Origin of the sequence: Wansuia hejianensis, assembly GCF_014337215.1 — a bacterium.
Classification (GTDB): domain Bacteria; phylum Bacillota; class Clostridia; order Lachnospirales; family Lachnospiraceae; genus Scatomonas; species Scatomonas hejianensis.
This window is the reverse complement of the sequence record NZ_CP060635.1, coordinates 193,522-215,147: the sequence shown is the minus strand read 5'-3', so window position 1 is coordinate 215,147 and position 21,626 is coordinate 193,522. Positions and strand designations below refer to the sequence as shown.

The window sequence follows — 21,626 nt, the reverse complement described above, 5'->3', positions numbered from 1 at the left end:
TACCAGTATAGCGGATTTCCCCGGCCAGCGCAAGCCGTTACCGACACTCTCGCAACGCTGCTGCCTTCTTCAGCACTGTTTCATCAGACGGATATAGAATTCTACGGCCCGCTGTGCCGTCTCCACCCGGATGCGCTCGTTATTGCCGTGAATCGTGCCCCGTTCCTCCGAAGTCAGATCCATGGCTGAAAACCTGTATACATGATCCGAAATCTTTCCATAATGACGGCTGTCTGAACACTGAACCATCAGATACGGCGACACCAGCGCGCCTTTCCAGGTTGAAACCACAGCCCTGGCCACCTTATCCCATGCCGGGCAATTTGTCTCGGAAACAGGACTTGGATTCATCCCCTGGATCTTCGTGATCTCAACCTCCGGATGGCCGGCAGCATTCCGGATATATTCCAGTGCACTGTCCATGGTGTCTTCCGGATTCAGCCGGATATTAGACACCATGGCTGCTTCCGGCGGTATCACATTGGAGGTCTTGCTGCCGCTCATCCTGGTAAAGGCAACGGTAGTGCGCATCAGAGCATTCAGCTCTCCGCCGCTTTTTTTGCACAGCGAATCCAGCACGCCTGAAAAACACCAAAGGTTGGAAAAGATTATCCTGTAAAGGAAAGAAGAATGACGTCCCAGTGTATCAAACATCTCCGCCACCGGTTTGGTGATATGGGATTTGAACGGGTGGTTCTCTATTCTGCAGCAAACCTCCGACAGAATACCCACCGGAGTGTGGGGCTTCGGCGCGGAAGCGTGGCCGCCATTGGATTTTGCTTTATATTCCACATCCATCAGTCCTTTTTCAGCAATGCCGATCAGGCCGCAGGGAGCTGATACCCCTGGGAACACATCTTTCACAACGGCCCCGCCCTCATCGACCACAAGCGCAGGCCGAATGCCATTCTGTTCAAAGAACTCCACAATATGTACAGCCCCCGGCCCGTTAACCTCCTCACCGCCTGAAAATGCGAAATAGATATCCTGCTCCGGCACATAACCCTGTGCAATCAGATGATCCGCCGCTGTCAGCACGGCGTTAAAGGTTACTTTCGTGTCAAGAGCGCCCCTTCCCCATAAGACTCCGTCTTCCAGAATTCCCTCAAAAGGAGGCTTCACCCAGTCTTCTTCATGCACCGGCACCACATCATAATGGGCCATCATCACAGACGGCGCTTCGTGCGCTTTTCCCGCCCATTGAAAGAGCAGTCCCCGGTCTTCCATCCTGGTCATCGGACAGTTTTCCGCCACATGGGGATACAGCTCCGGCAGAAGAGAAATCAGCTTTTCAAATTCAGCTTCATCCTCCTGCGCCCTTTCATAGCAGGACACTGTCTTGCACCGCACCAGCTTCTGAAGGTTTTCCACTGCTTTTTCCCGGTCAAACACCTCTTCATTTTCAAAAACTTCCACATTTTTTTTAGGCTTAAAATTCAAAGTGCGGATCAGGACCACCGCCAAAAACAGGACGATAACCGCTATCACAGCAATGATTATATACCACATAATTTCCCCCCTTTAGGAAAGCATTCCTTTTTTGTACATGATCCTGGCAACCGCAAGAGTGAACAGTACGCCGACGGGAACCATGATCCCCACCGTACTCGCATTCAGCGCAGGAACAAAAATAAACAGCACGAGCATCAATATCATCGGGAAGATCGCCAGTTTAAGATTTTTTGATACGAATACGACAGCCAGCCCCCCGAACAGCGCCGGCAGAAGCTGTGCAAAGGCAACACTGAGCGTCTCGGAGGAAAGAACCGGCGTCAACGGGATGATCAGGATGACTCCGATAACAATGATCACCGTGGTGACTATACTGGACACAGCGATAGAGATTGTAGAAATGATCTCCCCTTCTTCCGTATTTGCCTTCACTCCCGCACGCTCCATGGCATCCAGTGCGCAGGGCAGCTTGAGATTGGAAATATTGCCAGTCACAAAGGAAAGATAGGCCCCGCCCGCCCCCAGCATCGGCACATATGTAAATATTTCCACGATTCCCACCGCCCAGTACATGGGCAGAATTGCCAGGGTTCCTCTGGCCAGCGCTCCCCAATTTGGCCAGGCCTGGAAGATGATTGCCACTCCAAAGGGGAAAAAGAGAATCAGAAAAAACAGAAGCAAGCCCCAGGCCCGCCCGTCCCTGTGTACGCTTTCCAGATAGGTTAGTTCTTTTTTACCACTCATCTCCATACCTCCTTATCCTAACCAGGCTGTCAGCGGTATTGCGGACAGCATGCCGCAGACCAGGCTGAACGGCAGGGCATAGTCTGTGATCCAGCGCTGCTTCAGAGTCTTCGACAGTATACCACAGCAGGCCATCACGATCGCTGAAAAAATCATCACACAAACGGGAATGAGTCCCGACGTATCGCCGTGGAACACATTTGTCACATCACAGAAAACGTATCCGAGAAATGCAGATATCATCCCAAGAAACATGGCGTTTGTAAAAATCTCGCCCCATTTTTTGTCTATCTTTTCAATCTTCATCATCCCGCCCTGGATCTTTTTCGTAATCAGCGGAACGAGAAGAAGGCCGATGATGATACCGGTGGTCATGACAAACACTACAGTCACGTAATCAGAAGGATTCGCAACCTGCGTGCCCAGCCCCAGACCCAGCTCCTGCAAAGCTGTTCCAGCGGCGACCGTTTCATAGGTGAGCGAGCCGATGATCGAAAGGCGCAGCCAGGGAAGGGCCACACCAAGGCTCTTTGACAAGGTAATGACGCCGACGAGAATTGCAATAGCGGGAGCTATTGTAAAAACTGCCGACGATGAGATTGTTTTTTTGATTACCGTTTTCTCCATTCCGATTTCTTTAGCACGCCTCAAGGCGCGGACCAGAAAAAATACCGACTGAGCAAGCACAACCAAAATCAAAATGCCTACCATGACGAACAGAATCGGACTGTTAACATTGAATTTCATCACGATCTCCTCCCTGAATATTCATTATATATATAAATCCCGCCTGTCCCAGACGGAATAACTTTCAGTTGGAAGTGAGGAAAAAATCAATTATGTCAGAGAAATTATGCGGTTATATTAGATTATTTATATTTTATATTATCATATAGCTCATAACACTTCAAGATGCGGGGGATTTATATTGTGCATAGTATTTTTGTAATCAGGTAATCTGTTAACACTTCAAACACTTAGGTGATTCTTCTTTTGAACTTCATGTAAGGAAAATATTACAATCCATGTCCCACCAGGGGCGACTTCGCAGGTGACTGCAGATTATGATAAGCAGGACAGAATTTCAATCCATGCCCCAACAGAGGCGACTTCTCCAGAATCCGGCTTTTATCGTGCTGGAAATTATAATTTCAACCCACGCCCCAACGGGGCGACTTCGACTCCCTGCGTCAGTTTCTCGCCTTCTGCATTGGTATTTCAATCCACGCCCCCCAACAGGGGCGACTTCCAGGCATGGGCAGATGTTTACAAGTCCGGAAAGATTTCAATCCACGCCCCAACAGGGGCGACTTCCCCATTTTAGTAGCCAAATTAAGGGCTTCTTCATATTTCAATCCACGCCCCAACAGGGGCGACTTCGCCTGATCGGGTTTTTCAGCCCGTATCAGGGTGATTTCAATCCACGCCCCAACAGGGGCGACTTCCAGGAAGCGGCGGATACAGACACCCGCTTGACAATTTCAATCCACGCCCCAACAGGGGCGACTTCCAACCCTCCGGAAACGAGCACGGATCATTTACGAAATTTCAATCCACGCCCCAACAGGGGCGACTTCCGAACGTGCACTTCGCGATATTATAAATACTTATATTTCAATCCATGCCCCAACAGGGGCGACTTCGAGAGCTATACTTGATCCATAGCGTTTGCTCATCGATTTCAATCCACGCCCCAACAGGGGCGACTTCGCCTATCCGGCCGGCTGTGCTGTATAGCACTTCCAATTTCAATCCACGCCCCAACAGGGGCGACTTCGTGCTGAATGACGGGAGCATGTATGACATAACGGAATTTCAATCCACGCCCCAACAGGGGCGACTTCCGGGAAGTCAGCGTCACACACCGACTCCCCGCGATTTCAATCCACGCCCCAACAGGGGCGACTTCAAAAATGCGTCTGATCCGTACTGGTACTTCACGATTTCAATCCACGCCCCAACAGGGGCGACTTCGAGACACGGATATACAGATTGTTGTGAATGCGGCAATTTCAATCCACGCCCCAACAGGGGCGACTTCAAAAACAAGCGATCCCCCCAAGCTTGCATCTTTTATTTCAATCCACGCCCCAACAGGGGCGACTTCTCACCGTTATGGCGTTCATCACCAAAAAGAGTATATTTCAATCCACGCCCCAACAGGGGCGACTTCCGAACCGCATTATATCAGTAAGCATGGAATACGGTATTTCAATCCACGCCCCAACAGGGGCGACTTCTGCATGGTGGATACTCAAGAGGTGTCGGTTATAGTATTTCAATCCACGCCCCAACAGGGGCGACTTCACTGTTGAGGACTTCTGCCGTGATCACCCATCAGATTTCAATCCACGCCCCAACAGGGGCGACTTCAGTATCCAGTAAGGCGGCTGGGTACTCGGCAGACATTTCAATCCACGCCCCAACAGGGGCGACTTCTATATTCTTCCGCTGACTGTATTGCTGTGTTAAATTTCAATCCACGCCCCAACAGGGGCGACTTCGAGATATCTCCCGGAAGGGTTGATATAAAGTATGGATTTCAATCCACGCCCCAACAGGGGCGACTTCTACGCCGTACACCACACAATCCGGCAGAATACAGTATTTCAATCCACGCCCCAACAGGGGCGACTTCTGAGCCGGAAACAAAGATTCATACCACCGATGACATTTCAATCCACGCCCCAACAGGGGCGACTTCGTTGCTGTCGCTCCTGTAATCACATGCGATGTAATTTCAATCCACGCCCCAACAGGGGCGACTTCGATAAACGGATTGTTTCTGGTGCTACGCTGAAAGATTTCAATCCACGCCCCAACAGGGGCGACTTCTCGATAGGCATAATGGACATACCCGTCCTGAATTAATTTCAATCCACGCCCCAACAGGGGCGACTTCCTACAGGCGGCGACACGAGGCCCACACAGGATGAATTTCAATCCACGCCCCAACAGGGGCGACTTCTGAAGTGGTCATACAGTTCAAAGCAGTATCATCCAATTTCAATCCACGCCCCAACAGGGGCGACTTCCCCCATACGCGCACGATCATGGATCTGTTACCTTATTTCAATCCACGCCCCAACAGGGGCGACTTCGTACATTCCTTACCCGGACACGGTTCACCAACTTAATTTCAATCCACGCCCCAACAGGGGCGACTTCGACTTTTGGTGTTACAATATGTCTATTAATGCTATTTCAATCCACGCCCCAACAGGGGCGACTTCGATACTGTCGACTATGTGAAGTATGTAATAATTGATATTTCAATCCACGCCCCAACAGGGGCGACTTCTGCAAATTTCAATAATATTTTCTTAAATATCTGAAAAAAATTGCCAAAAGCTACAATTATGAACATTTATTCCTGTTTTAATCATTTCTTTTTTCTTGGGTAATCAGAAATTTTGTGCATTTTTTCAGGTGCGAATCTATCAGGTTTTTTATGTTTGCTTGGGGTTCGCACTATAGTATTAAGGTCTGATCTGCTCTGATCCCCCTTTCAATTCCTATGTGCTCAACTTTAGTTTCATAGTTATTACCCAGGTAATAAAACCTAAGGCTGTCTACTTCATTATCAATAATCTCTGACAATTTCTCTTTTAATAACAGGCTCTGCGCCTGATCTAAAAGGCATTCAAACACTGAATTCTGTACCCTTCTCCCATAATTTACACATTGCTTGGCTACTTTTCTCAATCGTGTTCTTCCGGCAGCTGTTTCTGTATTTACATCGTACGTAATCAGCACTAACATCTGCTTTCACCTCATTTCCACAAAAATACAGGATATCCATCCAGGTCTCCGCGGAGATATCGGCTTAACAGCAATGCCTGAACATAAGGCACCATTCCCCACTCGACCTTTTCATTTAGATAAGGATGCGTCAATGTTTCTTTCTTCTTATTCTGCCATTCAGTAATCACAATCTTCCGCAGTTCATCTCCCATGATTATAGCGCCATTTTCTTTTTTCTGGAATTGCTTTCCACTGATCATTTTTTTATTAATGAGAGATAAAACAAAACGGTCTGCCAGCACCGCTCTCAGCTCCTCTATCATATCCAAGGCTAACGAGGCTCTTCCAGGCCGTTGTGTATGCAGATATCCAACATATGGGTCTAAGCCTGCCGTTTCTAAAGCCGAAGCCATCATATTTGTTAATAGCGTATAGATAAACGAAAGCAATGCATTTGTGTTGTCAATGGGCGGCCTTTTATTTCTTCCTTTAAAAATAAATTCCTTTTTCTGCTGCAGAATTAATTCATCAAACACTCCAAAATACACACTGGCTGCTTCTCCCTCATACCCTCTTAACTGGTCTTTAGATTCACTGGACCGAATCAATTCAATAGAATGCTTTAATTTGCAGGAAGCACGTCTCACCGCTTCCACATCAATCTGCATACTGTGATCCCGCAGAGCACGCTCTAACACCCAACGGGCATTATAGACTTTCCCGAGAATACAATTCCGGGCTATTGCCATACTTTTCTCTTTATCACTGCAGATTTTATGCTGCTGATCCCTCAAAACAACATTCCCTCGCACTTTTCCCGTTACTCTCGCGAGAAATTTACCCTGAGGAGTTAAATAACATAAAGAAATATTGCGATCCGCACAAGCACCCATCAATGCCGGACTAGTTCCTCTATATCCAAACGAGACAATCCCTTCCAGATTATGCAAGGGAAGTCTTCCGATCTCTTTTTCTTTATCTAGAACAACTACGTTTTCACCATCTAGTGCCAGATAACTATCTTCAGAAGTCACATATAACGTGTTCAGCAATTTTCTCATCTTATCTCCTAACAGGGCTGCCCCAATCAGCAGCCCATGTCAAATAACCCACATATCTCCTCAGCTATCCTTTAACATTTTATCAATATAATCTTCTACTGAAACGGCTCTTCCCAGTTTGGGAAGGCATATATTTTTCAGCGAACAGGAATTACAGGCTTTTGTATATTTAACCCGTGGAGTATATTGTCTTTCATAATACTGATGCATCTCCGCAAACATATCCTTTACCTGTTTTCTCAGTTCCTCAGTGACAGCGATAACTTCTCTCCGGCGTGTCTCACCATAGAAAATCGCGCCTTCTCCAACAAATGTGGAAAACATTTCTTCCAGGCACATGGTCTGTGCCGCCAGCTGAAGAATATCTTCCTCTGTTATCTTCGGACTTCCCTTTTTATACTCAACAGGATATACACGGTAGCAGCCTCTATGCCCGTATAGCTTTATGCCTTCTTCACATTTATGAAATTCTACCACATCACACTCACCGCTTATCCCGAGATTTCTGGACGAAACCGGCATGGCCCTGGAAATAATTACATCCTTACGTTTTTCCCTTACATCAGGATCATGCACTTTTTTATGCATTAATTCTCCAGTAACGGTATGTATATTGTCGTCCCACTGTTGTTCTATATGGATGAGTGCCCATTGCCTCCTGCAAAACTTAAAATGCTGGATACCTGATATCATCAGATAATCATCTTCGTTATATTCCATTATATTTTCCGCATCATCTCTACTGTATCCGGTATCCTGTCTTCATGTATGCTAACTGTATAATCCTCATATTTTCTTGCGTACTGAATACCTTCTTTTCTTGTGACCTCAACAGACTCAAATAATTTATAGGCAGGACAGTCACCCAATTCCTTACTGTGTTTAAAAACAATCAATTCCCGGACTGCCATTTTTCCGCGCGCCGCCGAATGGTCATTTTCAAACATGTTAATAATAGCCTGCCATAGAAGCTCCAGGTCATCTTCCGAAAATCCTGTTACCTTTCTGGCTAAATTGGCTGAAACATACCCTTCTGCACGATACACCGCATAGGGCACGATATTCTTTCTGCCCATTTCCGTACTCTTATTTTCAGCGTCCTTTTCCGTTGTTATTGCGACTCTCGTAATCGTCACTTCCTGACTGATAATTGGATCAATACTTCTGGCAAAACCTAACTGCACGGGCCCTCTTACCTGACCACAGTTTAATGCCGCCTTTACGAAGGTCGTCATCACAGCGCCAAATGTCCTGATATCATAAAAGTTACTGCACATAAAATCCCTTATCTTTTCATCTGCTCCGGGATCTTTCTTTTTCAGTTCCTTAACAGATTTTTCATCAACGCCTAAATATTTAAAGGCCTCACTGTCACTTCGGTTCAGCGGGACATCCTCTCTTATATAAATGCGATAGCCTTCTTCATCTTCCTTTACCGTTTCCACGTAATTTCTGATTTTACGTTTTAAGCAAACGTCTGTTACAAGGCCAAAACCGCTTTCAGGATCAATTCTGGGCATATTTCCAGCATCCGGATCACCATTTGGGTTTCCATTCTCCACATCAAAAAGTATCACAAATTCATATCTGTTTTTTATAGCCTCTTTCATTTATTTTTCCTCCTTTTTTGTGTATCTTTTCTCTGTCTGATGATAATATCCCAAATCAAACATTCCCTGTTCATCAAGCGTCAGCCTCTTGGGAAACGCCTCTATCTGCCCCATCAATTTTATTACCTGCTTTTCTAAATTGATTTTGGCACCGGCTTTGTCTCTGGCAATTTTTTTCATGTGACTGTTCATCAGCCTGATTAAAATAGGGAAAACCGCCGCCGGCGTAGCGCTTGCAGAATTAAAATAGCGGTCATGTATCGTAGAATTGATCCCAGGATTCGCTGCTTCCTGAATTGCTTCCATCACAGAAAACAACCTGCCTAATATATATGCTTTATCTTCCCGTTCCTCATCCAATCCCATAAGAGTCTCTCCTTTCTCTATAGAACGATTTTTAATTAAAAATGCTTTAATAATCGCCGCTCTCCCCCAGGTAATTCTGCCTTGCTCCGCCCGAATTCTTATCATCAGATTGCTGTAAAGGCTTTCCGGATACCTGCTATCTGAGATCATTGATTTTAATGTCATCGCAGCCATGTTTGGAATTGGCGTTTTATCTTTTGATTTTTGGTTTACCGTCTCAAATACCATCCTTCCAATCCCAAGGTATTCCCTGGTTTCCCAGGATGGTTTTACCATCCGCATGCGGTCATAGTGCTTCTTTATATTCGTTAAAATATGTCCAAAACTATCCTGATAGAAAAATCGTACTGACAGCCGCGCCGCATTTGGAGCCAGTCCTAATATATAAAATGTCTGTTCCGGATTCAGAATGATATCTCCCACATCAATCGGGCGATTCTCTGCCAGATTTTTAAAAAATCCCTTAAGCGTTTCCTGATTATCCTGGATTGGTTCAATCGAAAGGTTAAAAATATCCTGATACGCTTCTTCGCCATCCTCTGCCCAAAACACAACTGTCGTATCCCCCAGCTGAAAAACGTACTGCTTCTGTGTAAGCAGATAATTTAAAGCGGTTGTATATGCAAAAGCTGCATATTTGCCTACAGGAGCGTTGAAGCTTTGCTCCTTCCCATAGGATTCAAAGGATGCGGCATTAAATGAAACCAATGCCGCCCCGCTGGACTGCGCCCCCGGCACACCTTTAATGGTGCCGTGAATTCTTGAAATTTCTTCTTTCCGCCCCGTCACCAGGCAGATCCCGCATTGCTCAGGCACATCTGAGCTGCTTGCCCCTTCCCAGGCCTTCCTGACTTCATCGTTACTTTGTGGATACTCAAGCCCTACCTCGAAGATCAGATTGCCCCCCTCTGTTATTTCATCTAACAAATCCTGCAAGGCCACATGATCAGAAGCCAGTTCCGGCTTCCATTTCTCAAAAAATAATTTTACTGCATTGGCCACAGGACAACTTGTTTCCTGTAATATTTTCAGATGTTTTTCTTTGGCTGCTTCAAAACAATCCCTGGTACGCGGGCTGCATCCCTCCCGGTCTATTCCCAAAAAGTATTTTGAATTGTCGCACAAAAAATTGGCTGAAACACCTGAAGAACGTGCCACCATTTGTGGAACCTCCATCAGTGTTGGCAGCCACACTGTCTTTTTTCCCCGCTCTTCACTCTTCAGCAGCGGAACAACTGCCTTTAATTCTCCTTCCAGTGAAATATTTAAGGCATAGGAAACCTTCGCATGGCACCAGCCCTTTCTTGAAACCTTGCCTGCCTCAGCCAGCGTTTCATAATGCTCTACCAATGCCTGTAGAATCATCGAATCACCTCGCAATCCCGCAGATCTAAAACACCGTTTTTCATCACAGCTCTGAAAAACATTGGCTGTATATTTGCCCGGTCAGAATAGTCCATGTCAAAAAGCATATAACCCAGATCTTTTTCTTCCACCCCATCATAAGCGGTAACAATTGCATCCTCCTCACACAGGCAAAAGTTCACCGGAAATTCTCTGCAGCCAAAATAAGGGGTATGATAGCATTCACCTCTGCGGAGACGGCGCATGATGATATCCTTAAATTTACCTGGATTGTCTGTCTCATTCGCTTGTTCCGTCATCTCAAAATGTGCTTCTATCACATATTCCACATCACACAGAAGCAGTGAAGCACGCTGCACAATTTCAGCCTTGCTGCTGATATACAAAGGTTTTAATGCACCGTTATATGCGGAAAGCACATTATTTGCAGAGATCTTGCTCTTTACCTCATTTCTTCTGATACTGGTAAACTGAATCGGTTTCACCACATAAATCCGGTCGATCACCCATTTCATTCCTGGATGCCAATATACCGCTTCCAATATTCCGCGGGCCGCTGATGGTGTCATCACATCATAGGAACAGCGTTCTACCTTCATCTCCGGCCTGGAAAACAACGCATAATCACCCCAGACCCTTACTTTAACACCTACCGCCACTGCTTTCCTCCTTCCGCACACTGATTCATTTTTCCGTCCTAAGCAGACTTGCTTTCTGGTGACTGACATTTCCCCGCATATCTAAGGAAAGACTCTACAGCAATACTGCCCTTCCATATTCAACATCCATAATCAGCCCCATTTCTTCAGAATACTGAGCTTTGTCTTTTAAAACCCAAAAGCTTCCCTTTAGCTCTTCTGAAATCACTTCTAGCATGCCTGCCGCATACAGTTTTTGAAAATCATTCTCATAAACGCTCACACAATATTTTCCTGCCTCTCGCATGAGACGTTTGGAAATACCCATATGTTCAATTTTTCTTAAGATCTCATCTGCTTGCTTTTCCTGATTAATGAATATCGTCTCAGTATTATTCTCAATCAGTCTAAAATCCTTTCCGGTCTCAGCAAACGAATATCTGTTTTTCCTAAATCGGCCAATAATACCTTTTTTATCAAGGCTCTCTGACCTGTAATGGTACAGCATCTCAAAATACCGGTTAATATTTTCCAGCGAAGTCAGATCCTTTTCCTGGTCAATGAGCATTTCAGCAACTGCCATCTGCTGTCTCTGCCCCGGCATAAACTCTTTTTCATCTAATTGAAAAATATATGTAAAACTATCGTCACAAGCCCGTTTGCCTTCCCTGTTACATCTGCCCGCTGCCTGAATGATAGAATCACTTCCAGCTAATTGTCTATAGACGACTTCAAAATCCAGATCCACGCCGGCTTCTACAAGGCTGGTAGAAATAACAATACATTTTAACCCGCTCTTTAACCGGCTGCGTATCCGTTTCAGCACTCTCCTCCTGTGTTCAGGATACATACAGGTTGACAGATGATAAATTCCTTCTCCCCGAATCTTTTGATAAATACTCTGGGCCCTTTTTTTCGTATTAACAATACAAAGAGCCTGTTTTTCTTGCCCCAGGCTGTTAATTAATTCCGCCTCTGAAATCCGCCCCATATTTCTCAGTGTAACCCGCTTAAAAAATTCAAATTGGCTCTCTATATTAGGACACAGTTCGACTGCCTGCAGGTCTTTTGAAAAAAACGGCTCCAACGCAGGCTGCGTAGCTGTGCAAAGAACAATACTTGCGCGATATCGCTTTATAAGCTCCTCCATAGCCGCAATACAGGGCTTGAGATAATCATTAGGCAGCATCTGAGCTTCATCAAAGATAATCACGCTATTAACGATGTTATGTAGTTTTCTGCATTTTGAAGACCTGCTGCCAAACAACGATTCAAAAAACTGCACATTTGTCGTAACAACCACAGGTTTGTCCCAATTCTCTGCAGCTAATTGCATCGGCTTTAATTCTTCATCACATTCATAATCTACATTACAATGATCTTCCAGAACATTTTCTTTTCCCAGAAATCCACTGAATACCTCCGCGTTTTGTTCTATTATGCTCGTGTACGGTATTACGTATATAATACGGTCTAACTTGTTTTCCACCGCATGATTTAAGGCAAAAGCCAAAGATGCAACTGTCTTGCCTCCGCCTGTTGGGACAGTTAAACGAAACAGCCCTCTTTTTTCTCTGCCTTTCGCCATACACCCCTTTAAAATCTCCGTTCTTCTGCCATTAACCGTACTTAAATCTGTATTTTCCAGCCATCCGGAAATGCCGGTTTTCAGTCGTTTAAGTAACTGCTCCATGGAGCATCCAGGTTCCCTTTTTACACAGCCATCTTTCATAAAAAATTCTGTATTCAAAAAATCAGCGTCCACCAAACATGAATATAGCATCCGAATAAAAAAGCTAAAGGTAAAATCACGATTTTTAATATCCTGCAACGCAAAAGGAAAATTATTCAACTCTGGGACAGTTACTTCTTGTTGAAACGCTGAATAGTCCGTGACTGTTTTCTTCAGTCTTCCCATTAAAGAACTGGCATTACCTGTATCCGCACATTCCCCAGTATCAGGAAGACCTGCATGATGACCAGCAATACAATAACTCAGAAACGAATACAGCCCTTTCCTATTCCAGCACAATTGAGCTCCAGCTGTAGAATGATCCACACGAATATCTTCACCTAAAAGTTTCCTTTGAAATTCATTTGAATATTTACCAATATCATGTAACAATCCACAGCAATAACCCCACTCATAAGCATTAAATGTCTGAGCAAATTTACCCGCAATTTCTGCTGATCCAATTAAATGGTCTATTAATTTCTGCTTTCTATCGGATTCGACATGCGCTAGATATTCCATATTATCCTCCTCTGCATCGATTTGCAGCGCGATCTCACATAACATTTTATAGGCAACGCAGATAGAATATATAGATTAATATCCTATCACATTATCGCAATTACACCTCAAATACAGTTGGCATTAAACAAGACAGCTATTCTTACTAATCAGGCCATATCAAAACACATTTCTAAACGGATCACGACACCGGAAGAAATGACGCTCCGGGTAACGATAAATTAATTCACGCTTACTTCATAAACTGATTAGCATTATATGTGTCATTTATTTCAATCCACGCTCCCAAACGGGAGCGACGGCTAAGGAACAGCAGAGCCGCAGGGAATGGTATCAATTTCAATCCACGCTCCCAAACGGGAGCGACGGACGTTCCCACGGTGGCCGGGAAAGTGACCGGATATTTCAATCCACGCTCCCAAACGGGAGCGACAACACCCCGGAGCGTCTCTTCCATGCCCATGTTTGAATTTCAATCCACGCTCCCAAACGGGAGCGACGTTGTAACCGTAATGATCCAGGGCCGTGTCAATATTTCAATCCACGCTCCCAAACGGGAGCGACTTGTATGGGACGGTACGTATGACCAGTACGGACGATTTCAATCCACGCTCCCAAACGGGAGCGACCGCACAGTATGCCGGCCAGAGCGGGCAGACAGATATTTCAATCCACGCTCCCAAACGGGAGCGACGTAACAACTGGATTTTCAAAACCTTATGTGGCATTTCAATCCACGCTCCCAAACGGGAGCGACTAAATCTCTTAATAGCAACTTATATCCAGCACAGAATTTCAATCCACGCTCCCAAACGGGAGCGACCGCATGGAAGCCCTATCCAAAATCTGAGCAGGTAATTTCAATCCACGCTCCCAAACGGGAGCGACTGAACAAGTCCGGAGAATTGGCGGATAATCTGGCGATTTCAATCCACGCTCCCAAACGGGAGCGACGGTGGACGGGCTGCAGGAAATTGAGATATGGGCAGAATTTCAATCCACGCTCCCAAACGGGAGCGACGATTTTGTGTAATAGTCAATTGTCCCCTGGACGATTTCAATCCACGCTCCCAAACGGGAGCGACGGCGTATTGCATCTTTGATCTTATCTGCTAATCCTATTTCAATCCACGCTCCCAAACGGGAGCGACGGCTAACATTGCAATTACTAATGCGAACAGTGCATTTCAATCCACGCTCCCAAACGGGAGCGACTTCTAAAAGTTTTTCAAACGGTGCGGATTCTCAATTTCAATCCACGCTCCCAAACGGGAGCGACGTTTAGTTCCGATTTTAAAAATAACAATAGCCTATTTCAATCCACGCTCCCAACCGGGAGCGACAAAGCAGAATCGCTTAAGCCGAGAGATGTTAAGTATTTCAATCCACGCTCCCAAACGGGAGCGACCTCCGATCCAATCCACCAGTATTGTATCCGCGCGATTTCAATCCACGCTCCCAAACGGGAGCGACTCACAATGACTGACGGCTTCCACTTGCTTTCCATATTTCAATCCACGCTCCCAAACGGGAGCGACCTGAAATCACTGTCTCCCGAATCCACGCCCACTGATTTCAATCCACGCTCCCAAACGGGAGCGACTTGGATTTCCCGAAGGGAGGAATACACATATGAAATTTCAATCCACGCTCCCAAACGGGAGCGACGCGCTTGCAAAAGCAACTAGCGCTGAACAAGCGGTATTTCAATCCACGCTCCCAAACGGGAGCGACGTTTGTTGCACCTTTATAATTTTTAGGTTGTAGTATTTCAATCCACGCTCCCAAACGGGAGCGACGAACAGTAGTGGTTAGTTTCACTTTGAAATTCATCATTTCAATCCACGCTCCCAAACGGGAGCGACAATCCCACGGGTGACTATAATAGGAGCGGATACATTTCAATCCACGCTCCCAAACGGGAGCGACCTTTTTCAAAATAATATCTAAGGGTGTTAATCAAATTTCAATCCACGCTCCCAAACGGGAGCGACATGGTCTTCTGTAGTTACAGCTATCTTTAATTTATTTCAATCCACGCTCCCAAACGGGAGCGACGGGATATTTAGCTTTGGAATCTACTATAGGTGGCATTTCAATCCACGCTCCCAAACGGGAGCGACGAACCAGAGAAAGATTGATACACCTTATTATGATGTATTTCAATCCACGCTCCCAAACGGGAGCGACGGCAAACATGCACAATATCGCATTCAAAAATCATGCAAAGTCTCCAATAATTATCTGTATATTTTACATATTACACCATTTATTTGTATAAGTAAACACCAAAGTCGCATATTTTCCTACCATCTTTCAGTGCGAATCTCCCTGACATTTCATGTTCACTTGCCTTTCGCACCATATATAACTACAGCTCCCACCATTTTTCAATTAAAGTGGCATATAACGCTGTTTTATAATTGTATAAAACTCGAATTTTAACCTATTGCATATTAACAACTATAGTTTTATTTGCTTCAATATCCTTCTGAACATTCATTAACCATTTTATAAATTTAGGCACTTTATCCGTCACGCTTAACCTTGTAACTTCCAGATTAGAAACCCTTATTATATGACCTTATTACCTTCTTAACTATCAAAAGAACGTCTAATAACTTAATTAATTTGATCTAAAAGGATTTTTCCTATACGCTTCTTTTTTATTTCACACTTTATGCAATGGCATCCTTTTCACCAAAAATTTACAAGTATATTATACTCTCATTCGAATACTGCTACCATATAGTATTTTACAAAAGAGACTTACATAATCTGGTAATATTAAAATCTACCTTTTAGTAATTACTAGATAACATGCGTTCAAAAATAAATGCTCTATTTATTGCTGCTATAAACCAATCGTTTATAGCGTCCATCCCAAAAAATACTCTTCTCATGATCTTTTACAGTATACTTTTTGAATATAATTCCAATTTTATACATAATTCTCCTTGTTTTTCAAGTCTTCATGAGTGCTACGTGAAAAAAAGACCCTTGGCGGTTAGGCCAAAGGTCTGATTTTTGCAGCGGCAGAATAATCGCCTTTGCATCGTAACAAGTTTGTCACGATGTAAGCGTCTTTAGCGTACATCTGCAAAAAACGCTATCCTCATGATTGTCTACAGTTTCGTTTTTTGATGTGTATCAAATTCCAGTTTTATACACAGGTTTTCCTTGTTTTTCAAGGCTTTTCAGGTACTATGCGGATAAAAAAAGACCCTTGGCGGTTAAGCCAAAGGTCTGATTTCTATTTCTTTAATGGATACTGATTTTTGCAGCGGCAGGATAATCGCCTTTGCATCGTAACAGTTCTATTTATGCATTCTTCTGAGAAATTGCTGCCTGTGCCGCTGCCAGTCTTGCGATCGGTACACGGAACGGTGAGCAGGATACATAATCCAGTCCCAGTTTGTTGCAGTATTCTACAGAGCTCGGATCTCCGCCGTGCTCGCCGCAGATTCCACAATGGAGTGACGGACGGGTCTTTTTGCCCAGTTCTACTGCCATTTCCATCAGCTTGCCGACGCCGGTCTGATCCAGCTTGGCAAACGGATCGTTCTCGAAGATCTTGGCGTCATAGTACGCATCCAGGAACTTGCCTGCATCGTCACGGGAGAAGCCGAAAGTCATCTGAGTCAGGTCGTTGGTACCAAAGCAGAAGAACTCAGCTTCTTTTGCGATCTCATCGGCAGTCAGGGCTGCTCTCGGGATCTCGATCATGGTACCTACTTCGTATTTCATGTCGGAACCTGCTGCTGCGATTTCGGCGTCAGCGGTCTCAACTACGAATTTCTTCACATATTTCAGCTCTTTGATATCTCCGATCAGCGGGATCATGATTTCCGGCTCGATGTTCCAATCCGGATGAGCTTTCTTAACATTGATAGCAGCACGGATAACAGCCTTGGTCTGCATCTTGGCAATTTCCGGATAAGTAACTGCCAGACGGCATCCACGATGACCCATCATCGGGTTAAACTCATGCAGTCCGTTGATGATCGCTTTGATCTGCTCAACGCTCTTGCCCTGGGACTCTGCCAGTTTCTTGATATCTTCTTCATCGGTCGGAACAAACTCATGAAGCGGCGGATCCAGGAAACGGATGGTAACCGGGCAGCCTTCCAGAGCTTCATACAGCTTCTCAAAGTCTCCCTGCTGTTCCGGAAGGATCTTGTCCAGTGCAGCTTCTCTCTCTTCTACAGTTTCAGAGCAGATCATCTCACGGAAAGCATCAATTCTGTCGCCTTCAAAGAACATATGCTCTGTACGGCACAGACCGATTCCTTCCGCGCCCAGCTCGCGGGCCTTCTTAGCGTCAGCAGGAGTATCCGCGTTAGTTCTGACCTTCATGGTTCTATATTTGTCAGCCCAGCCCATAATTCTTTCGAATTCGCCGGCGATTACAGCGTCTACGGTCGGGATAGCACCGTCATAGATGTTGCCGGTGGTACCGTCGAAGGAAATGATATCTCCCTCATGATACTCTTTTCCAGCGAGAGTGAACTTCTTATTAGCCTCGTCCATGATGATTGCAGAACATCCGGATACACAGCAGGCGCCCATTCCACGGGCAACAACGGCTGCGTGAGAGGTCATTCCTCCACGTACAGTCAGGATACCCTGGGATGCTTTCATGCCTTCGATATCTTCCGGAGAGGTCTCCAGGCGGACCAAAACTACCTTCTCGCCTCTTGCAGCCCACTCTTTGGCATCATCAGCGGTAAAGACGATCTTGCCGCAGGCAGCGCCGGGAGCAGCAGCCAGAGCTTTTGCAATCGGGGCAGCCTTTTTAACTGCGTCAGCGTCAAACTGCGGATGCAGCAGGGAATCCAGGTTACGGGGATCAATCATGCTGACAGCTTTTTCCTCAGTGATCATGCCTTCGTCTACCAGGTCACAGGCAATCTTCAGAGCAGCTTTGGCAGTTCTCTTACCATTACGGGTCTGCAGCATGTACAGCTTCTTATCTTCAATAGTAAATTCCATATCCTGCATATCTCTGTAATGATCTTCCAGAGTATCGCAGATCTTCACGAACTGATCGTAAACTTCCGGCATGGTCTCATGAAGCTGTGCGATCGGCTGCGGAGTACGAACGCCGGCAACAACGTCTTCACCCTGGGCGTTCATCAGGAACTCACCCATCAGCTTCTTATCGCCGGTTGCAGGATTACGGGTAAATGCAACACCGGTACCGGATGTCTCGCCCATGTTGCCGAATGCCATCATCTGAACGTTAACGGCAGTACCCCAGGAGTACGGAATATCATTATCACGGCGATATACATTCGCACGCGGGTTGTCCCAGGAACGGAATACAGCTTTGATCGCTTCCATCAGCTGCTCCTTCGGATCATTCGGGAAATCAGAACCGATCTTGCCTTTATATTCTTCCTTAAACTGACGGGCCAGCTCTTTCAGATCGTCGGCGGTCAGGTCAACGTCCTGTGTAACTCCCTTTTCAGCTTTCATCTTATCGATCAGCTCTTCAAAATATTTTTTGCCGACTTCCATAACAACGTCGGAGAACATCTGGATAAATCTTCTATAGCAGTCCCAGGCCCAACGGGGATTGCCGGATTTCTTGGAAAGAACCTCTACAACGTCCTCGTTCAGTCCCAGGTTCAGGATAGTATCCATCATACCAGGCATGGATGCTCTCGCTCCGGAACGTACGGATACCAGCAGCGGATTCTCTTTGTCACCGAACTTCTTGCCGGTGATCTCTTCCATTTTGCCGATGTATTCCATGATCTGGCCCATGATTTCATCATTGATCATTCTGCCATCTTCATAATACTGGGTACAAGCCTCCGTCGTGATGGTAAAGCCCTGCGGTACCGGTAACCCTAAGTTAGTCATCTCAGCCAGGTTCGCACCCTTGCCGCCGAGAAGCTCACGCATGCTTGCATTTCCTTCTGTAAACAAATAGACCCATTTGTTTGCCATGCTACTCTTTCCTCCTAAATATAAGAATTAGTTAATTAGTAAAGTATTCCCGGAATGTTCCGGGTAATACTCACATACAATAGATAAGTGCAACCTTTTTGGGCGCACACATTTATTTTAACATAAAACCTTCCGTAGTCAAGAACTAATCGTTCCATTCTTTTCTAATTTTCAGGGCTATATTTCCATTTTCGGTAAAGCGCTGTTGTTTTATGCATTTTAAAGGAAACTTCTGTGATAATTTCACGAAACAAAAACCGGAAGTATTACCGCCTGTTTCTCACAGGCCTGAATGCTTCCGGTTTTGCACACCCTTTAATCGATAAATTCTATATCTTCCGAATAATATGTAATGACCGGTATACCTACAGTAATCCAATCATATAGCTTCGCCGCCTGATCAGACGGCATATTGATACAGCCGCGGGAACCTCCATAGACATAGTATGTTCCTCCGAAATCATATTGCCAGGAGGCATCGTGCATGCCGATGGCTTCATTAAACGGCATCCAGTAATTCACAAACGCATTCCACTCATAGCTGCCGTCTTCCTTCTTCGGCCCGCGGAGCCATCTCTCCCTCTCCTTATTATATAATTGAAAGACGCCCGGCGGCGTGTACCGGTCGTGGGTCATCTTCCCGGACACGATATCCGTCTCCATCCACAGCTGGCCGTTCTCATAGACCCACATGTGCTGCCGGCTCAGGTCAATTTCCACATATGTAGTGCCGATTCCGTTATTTTCAGCGGCAACAGCCCGGCTCGCGTAGACCGGTTCCCGGACCGTCACAACGCTGTTCTGCAGCTCTGACGTCAGTTGGGCGATCTCCGCTTCCTGATCTATCTGCCAGCCGAATACTTCATTGGGCACAGTCACCGGGTCAATTCCGGTAGCATGGAATGTCATGTCTTTATGCAGCGTGTCCACAGCGGCCGCCATATCGGCCACATACTGCCGGATGTTCTGATTCCACACCTCTTCATCTTTTCGGTATCTGCCCTGCTCATCCTGGACCAGCCAGCCTTTCAGGACGCTTCCGTCCAGCACCTGATTGCCTGATGGCAGCGTATAAGTGATGCTGCTGGAAACCAGCCGGTTCAGTTCCTCCGCCTGCTGCACAAGTTCCTCGGCATCCTGCTTGATCGAAGGTTCTTCATATATCCCCAGTTCTTCCACGTCCAGCTTCGTCTCTCCCGCAGCCACTGCCTCCCGTACCGCCTGAAGCAGCTTCTCCCGGTCCAGCCGGTTCCCGGCAACCTCCGGTACAACTGCAAAGCCGTCCTCCTGCCATGCCACATATGCATCCTGTGGAGCAGTCATCTGAGTTTCCTGAATCTCATCAATGCTAAAAACTGCTTTCTCCAGCCTGGCCGCATCATAGGAGGCGCCTGCAGTCGCCTCATTGACACTTTGGGTAAAATATCCTGTGATCCAGAAGATTGGCACCTGGCGGTCTTTGATCTCCTGCACGCTTCCGTCAGAGACATAGGAATAACCGATCTCATCTCCCTGGAGCTTCTCTGTCTTCCCGTCCCGGAACGTGATTGCGAGGCTGTAATCCTCTGTCAGCTTCTCTAACCGGTCCTCCACCTGTGAGACTGTCATGCCGCCGCAATCCACTCCATTAATAATCGTGCCTCTGAAAAACTTGTCCTGGTACTGATAAGCAAAGACCAGGTATACCCAGAGCAGCACGGCCACCGGCAGCAGAATCATAAGTGCGATTCGCCTGCCCTTTTTCTTCTTCTTACCCGGCTTCTTCTGTTGCTTTCCCTCCTCCGGCGGCACCTGCTCCCCAGCCTGGCTGCTTACTGAAGTTGCCTGAGACGGATTGCCCGCCTCCGTGCCGGGTGAAAAACCCAGCATGTTTTCCAGCTGTTTTTCCAGCCCTTCTTCAAATTGTTCGTTACTCATACTCCCTTACTCTCCTTTTTGATGTGACCAGCGGAGTCATCCCCTTCTGCGGCAGCACACCCCTTATTTGTGCCGCCGGCTCAATGCCCACACCAGTTACCGCGATGATACCTGAGTATCATAACATAAACATTTTAAGAAAAGCTTTATATTATCTTAATAACCTATCACATTTTTTCTTCTATTTTTTTACCAGCCTGTTATCAGTAAATTTCCAGTTCTGACCGCTATCAAACAGCCAAAATGCGGGTTTTCCATTTTTTTACCCCCTCAGCGGGCGATTCCGCTCTGTAACATTCCTGTTATATATTTAAATATTTGCATATAATAAGCCTTTGCAAAGCAAAAAATGGAGCGCATTTTTTGCTTTTTGAATGTACTTTCTTCTTATTATATACATGTTTAGATACACTTTTTTACGTGCTATTATGGTACACCGGGCCGTCAAAAGCAGATTTACCCCGCATCAGGGGTTCTCTGCCTGTTGCAGCCACCTGTATAATAAATGTATCCTCTACTC

12 protein-coding genes and 2 CRISPR repeat arrays are annotated in these 21,626 nt (G+C 45.8%); all 12 genes read right to left on the bottom strand.

Annotation, left to right across the window (positions count from 1 at the left end; all coding sequences use genetic code 11):
* Positions 1-69: 69 nt before the first annotated feature.
* The 12 genes from H9Q79_RS01000 to H9Q79_RS00945 all read right to left on the bottom strand — a co-directional run bounded on the left by H9Q79_RS01000 (position 70) and on the right by H9Q79_RS00945 (position 21,106).
* A complete protein-coding gene (locus tag H9Q79_RS01000; protein ID WP_249329023.1) occupies positions 70-1,509 on the bottom strand; it encodes a M20/M25/M40 family metallo-hydrolase in 1,440 nt (479 codons plus the stop codon).
* Positions 1,510-1,521: 12 nt separating this feature from the next.
* On the bottom strand, positions 1,522-2,196 hold the full coding sequence (locus tag H9Q79_RS00995; protein ID WP_249329022.1) for a hypothetical protein: 675 nt from the start codon (positions 2,194-2,196) through the stop codon (positions 1,522-1,524).
* 12 nt (positions 2,197-2,208) lie between these two features.
* Entirely contained in the window at positions 2,209-2,943 is a 735-nt protein-coding gene (locus H9Q79_RS00990) for a DUF5058 family protein (RefSeq protein WP_249329021.1), read from the bottom strand.
* Between the two features lie 534 nt (positions 2,944-3,477).
* Positions 3,478-5,497: direct repeats of the CRISPR family, unit length 32 nt; unit sequence ATTTCAATCCACGCCCCAACAGGGGCGACTTC.
* A 170-nt stretch (positions 5,498-5,667) separates the two neighbouring features.
* Complete coding sequence (gene cas2, locus H9Q79_RS00985) at positions 5,668-5,958, bottom strand: CRISPR-associated endonuclease Cas2 (protein WP_249329020.1); 291 nt, start codon at positions 5,956-5,958, stop codon at positions 5,668-5,670.
* Between the two features lie 11 nt (positions 5,959-5,969).
* Positions 5,970-7,001: a type I-C CRISPR-associated endonuclease Cas1c gene (gene cas1c / locus H9Q79_RS00980; RefSeq protein WP_249329019.1), complete on the bottom strand. Its 1,032-nt coding sequence runs from the start codon at positions 6,999-7,001 to the stop codon at positions 5,970-5,972.
* Between the two features lie 60 nt (positions 7,002-7,061).
* Complete coding sequence (cas4, locus tag H9Q79_RS00975; protein WP_249329018.1) at positions 7,062-7,721, bottom strand: CRISPR-associated protein Cas4; 660 nt, start codon at positions 7,719-7,721, stop codon at positions 7,062-7,064.
* The gene (cas7c, locus tag H9Q79_RS00970; RefSeq protein WP_249329017.1) at positions 7,721-8,611 is read right to left on the bottom strand and encodes a type I-C CRISPR-associated protein Cas7/Csd2; all 891 of its coding nucleotides are present in this window, start codon (positions 8,609-8,611) and stop codon (positions 7,721-7,723) included. The genes cas4 and cas7c overlap by 1 nt, the downstream gene beginning before the upstream one ends.
* A complete protein-coding gene (gene cas8c / locus H9Q79_RS00965) occupies positions 8,612-10,342 on the bottom strand; it encodes a type I-C CRISPR-associated protein Cas8c/Csd1 (protein ID WP_249329016.1) in 1,731 nt (576 codons plus the stop codon). It lies immediately after the preceding gene.
* Entirely contained in the window at positions 10,339-11,001 is a 663-nt protein-coding gene (gene cas5c / locus H9Q79_RS00960; protein ID WP_249329015.1) for a type I-C CRISPR-associated protein Cas5c, read from the bottom strand. The genes cas8c and cas5c overlap by 4 nt, the downstream gene beginning before the upstream one ends.
* A gap of 94 nt (positions 11,002-11,095) precedes the next feature.
* Complete coding sequence (gene cas3, locus H9Q79_RS00955; RefSeq protein WP_249329014.1) at positions 11,096-13,234, bottom strand: CRISPR-associated helicase Cas3'; 2,139 nt, start codon at positions 13,232-13,234, stop codon at positions 11,096-11,098.
* 269 nt (positions 13,235-13,503) lie between these two features.
* Positions 13,504-15,424: direct repeats of the CRISPR family, unit length 31 nt; unit sequence ATTTCAATCCACGCTCCCAAACGGGAGCGAC.
* Between the two features lie 1,131 nt (positions 15,425-16,555).
* Positions 16,556-19,189 carry a pyruvate, phosphate dikinase gene (gene ppdK / locus H9Q79_RS00950; protein ID WP_118648437.1) on the bottom strand — a complete coding sequence of 878 codons (2,634 nt, stop codon included), beginning with the start codon at positions 19,187-19,189 and terminating at the stop codon, positions 16,556-16,558.
* Between the two features lie 315 nt (positions 19,190-19,504).
* A complete protein-coding gene (locus tag H9Q79_RS00945; protein ID WP_249329013.1) occupies positions 19,505-21,106 on the bottom strand; it encodes a L,D-transpeptidase family protein in 1,602 nt (533 codons plus the stop codon).
* Positions 21,107-21,626 lie beyond the last annotated feature (520 nt).

Coding starts and splice junctions, on each gene's coding strand:
- H9Q79_RS01000 (WP_249329023.1), bottom strand. CDS start 1,509: ATGTGGTATATAATCATTGCTGTGATAGCGGTTATCGTCCTGTTTTTG.
- H9Q79_RS00995 (WP_249329022.1), bottom strand. CDS start 2,196: ATGAGTGGTAAAAAAGAACTAACCTATCTGGAAAGCGTACACAGGGAC.
- H9Q79_RS00990 (WP_249329021.1), bottom strand. CDS start 2,943: ATGAAATTCAATGTTAACAGTCCGATTCTGTTCGTCATGGTAGGCATT.
- cas2 (WP_249329020.1), bottom strand. CDS start 5,958: ATGTTAGTGCTGATTACGTACGATGTAAATACAGAAACAGCTGCCGGA.
- cas1c (WP_249329019.1), bottom strand. CDS start 7,001: ATGAGAAAATTGCTGAACACGTTATATGTGACTTCTGAAGATAGTTAT.
- cas4 (WP_249329018.1), bottom strand. CDS start 7,721: ATGGAATATAACGAAGATGATTATCTGATGATATCAGGTATCCAGCAT.
- cas7c (WP_249329017.1), bottom strand. CDS start 8,611: ATGAAAGAGGCTATAAAAAACAGATATGAATTTGTGATACTTTTTGAT.
- cas8c (WP_249329016.1), bottom strand. CDS start 10,342: ATGATTCTACAGGCATTGGTAGAGCATTATGAAACGCTGGCTGAGGCA.
- cas3 (WP_249329014.1), bottom strand. CDS start 13,234: ATGGAATATCTAGCGCATGTCGAATCCGATAGAAAGCAGAAATTAATA.
- ppdK (WP_118648437.1), bottom strand. CDS start 19,189: ATGGCAAACAAATGGGTCTATTTGTTTACAGAAGGAAATGCAAGCATG.
- H9Q79_RS00945 (WP_249329013.1), bottom strand. CDS start 21,106: ATGAGTAACGAACAATTTGAAGAAGGGCTGGAAAAACAGCTGGAAAAC.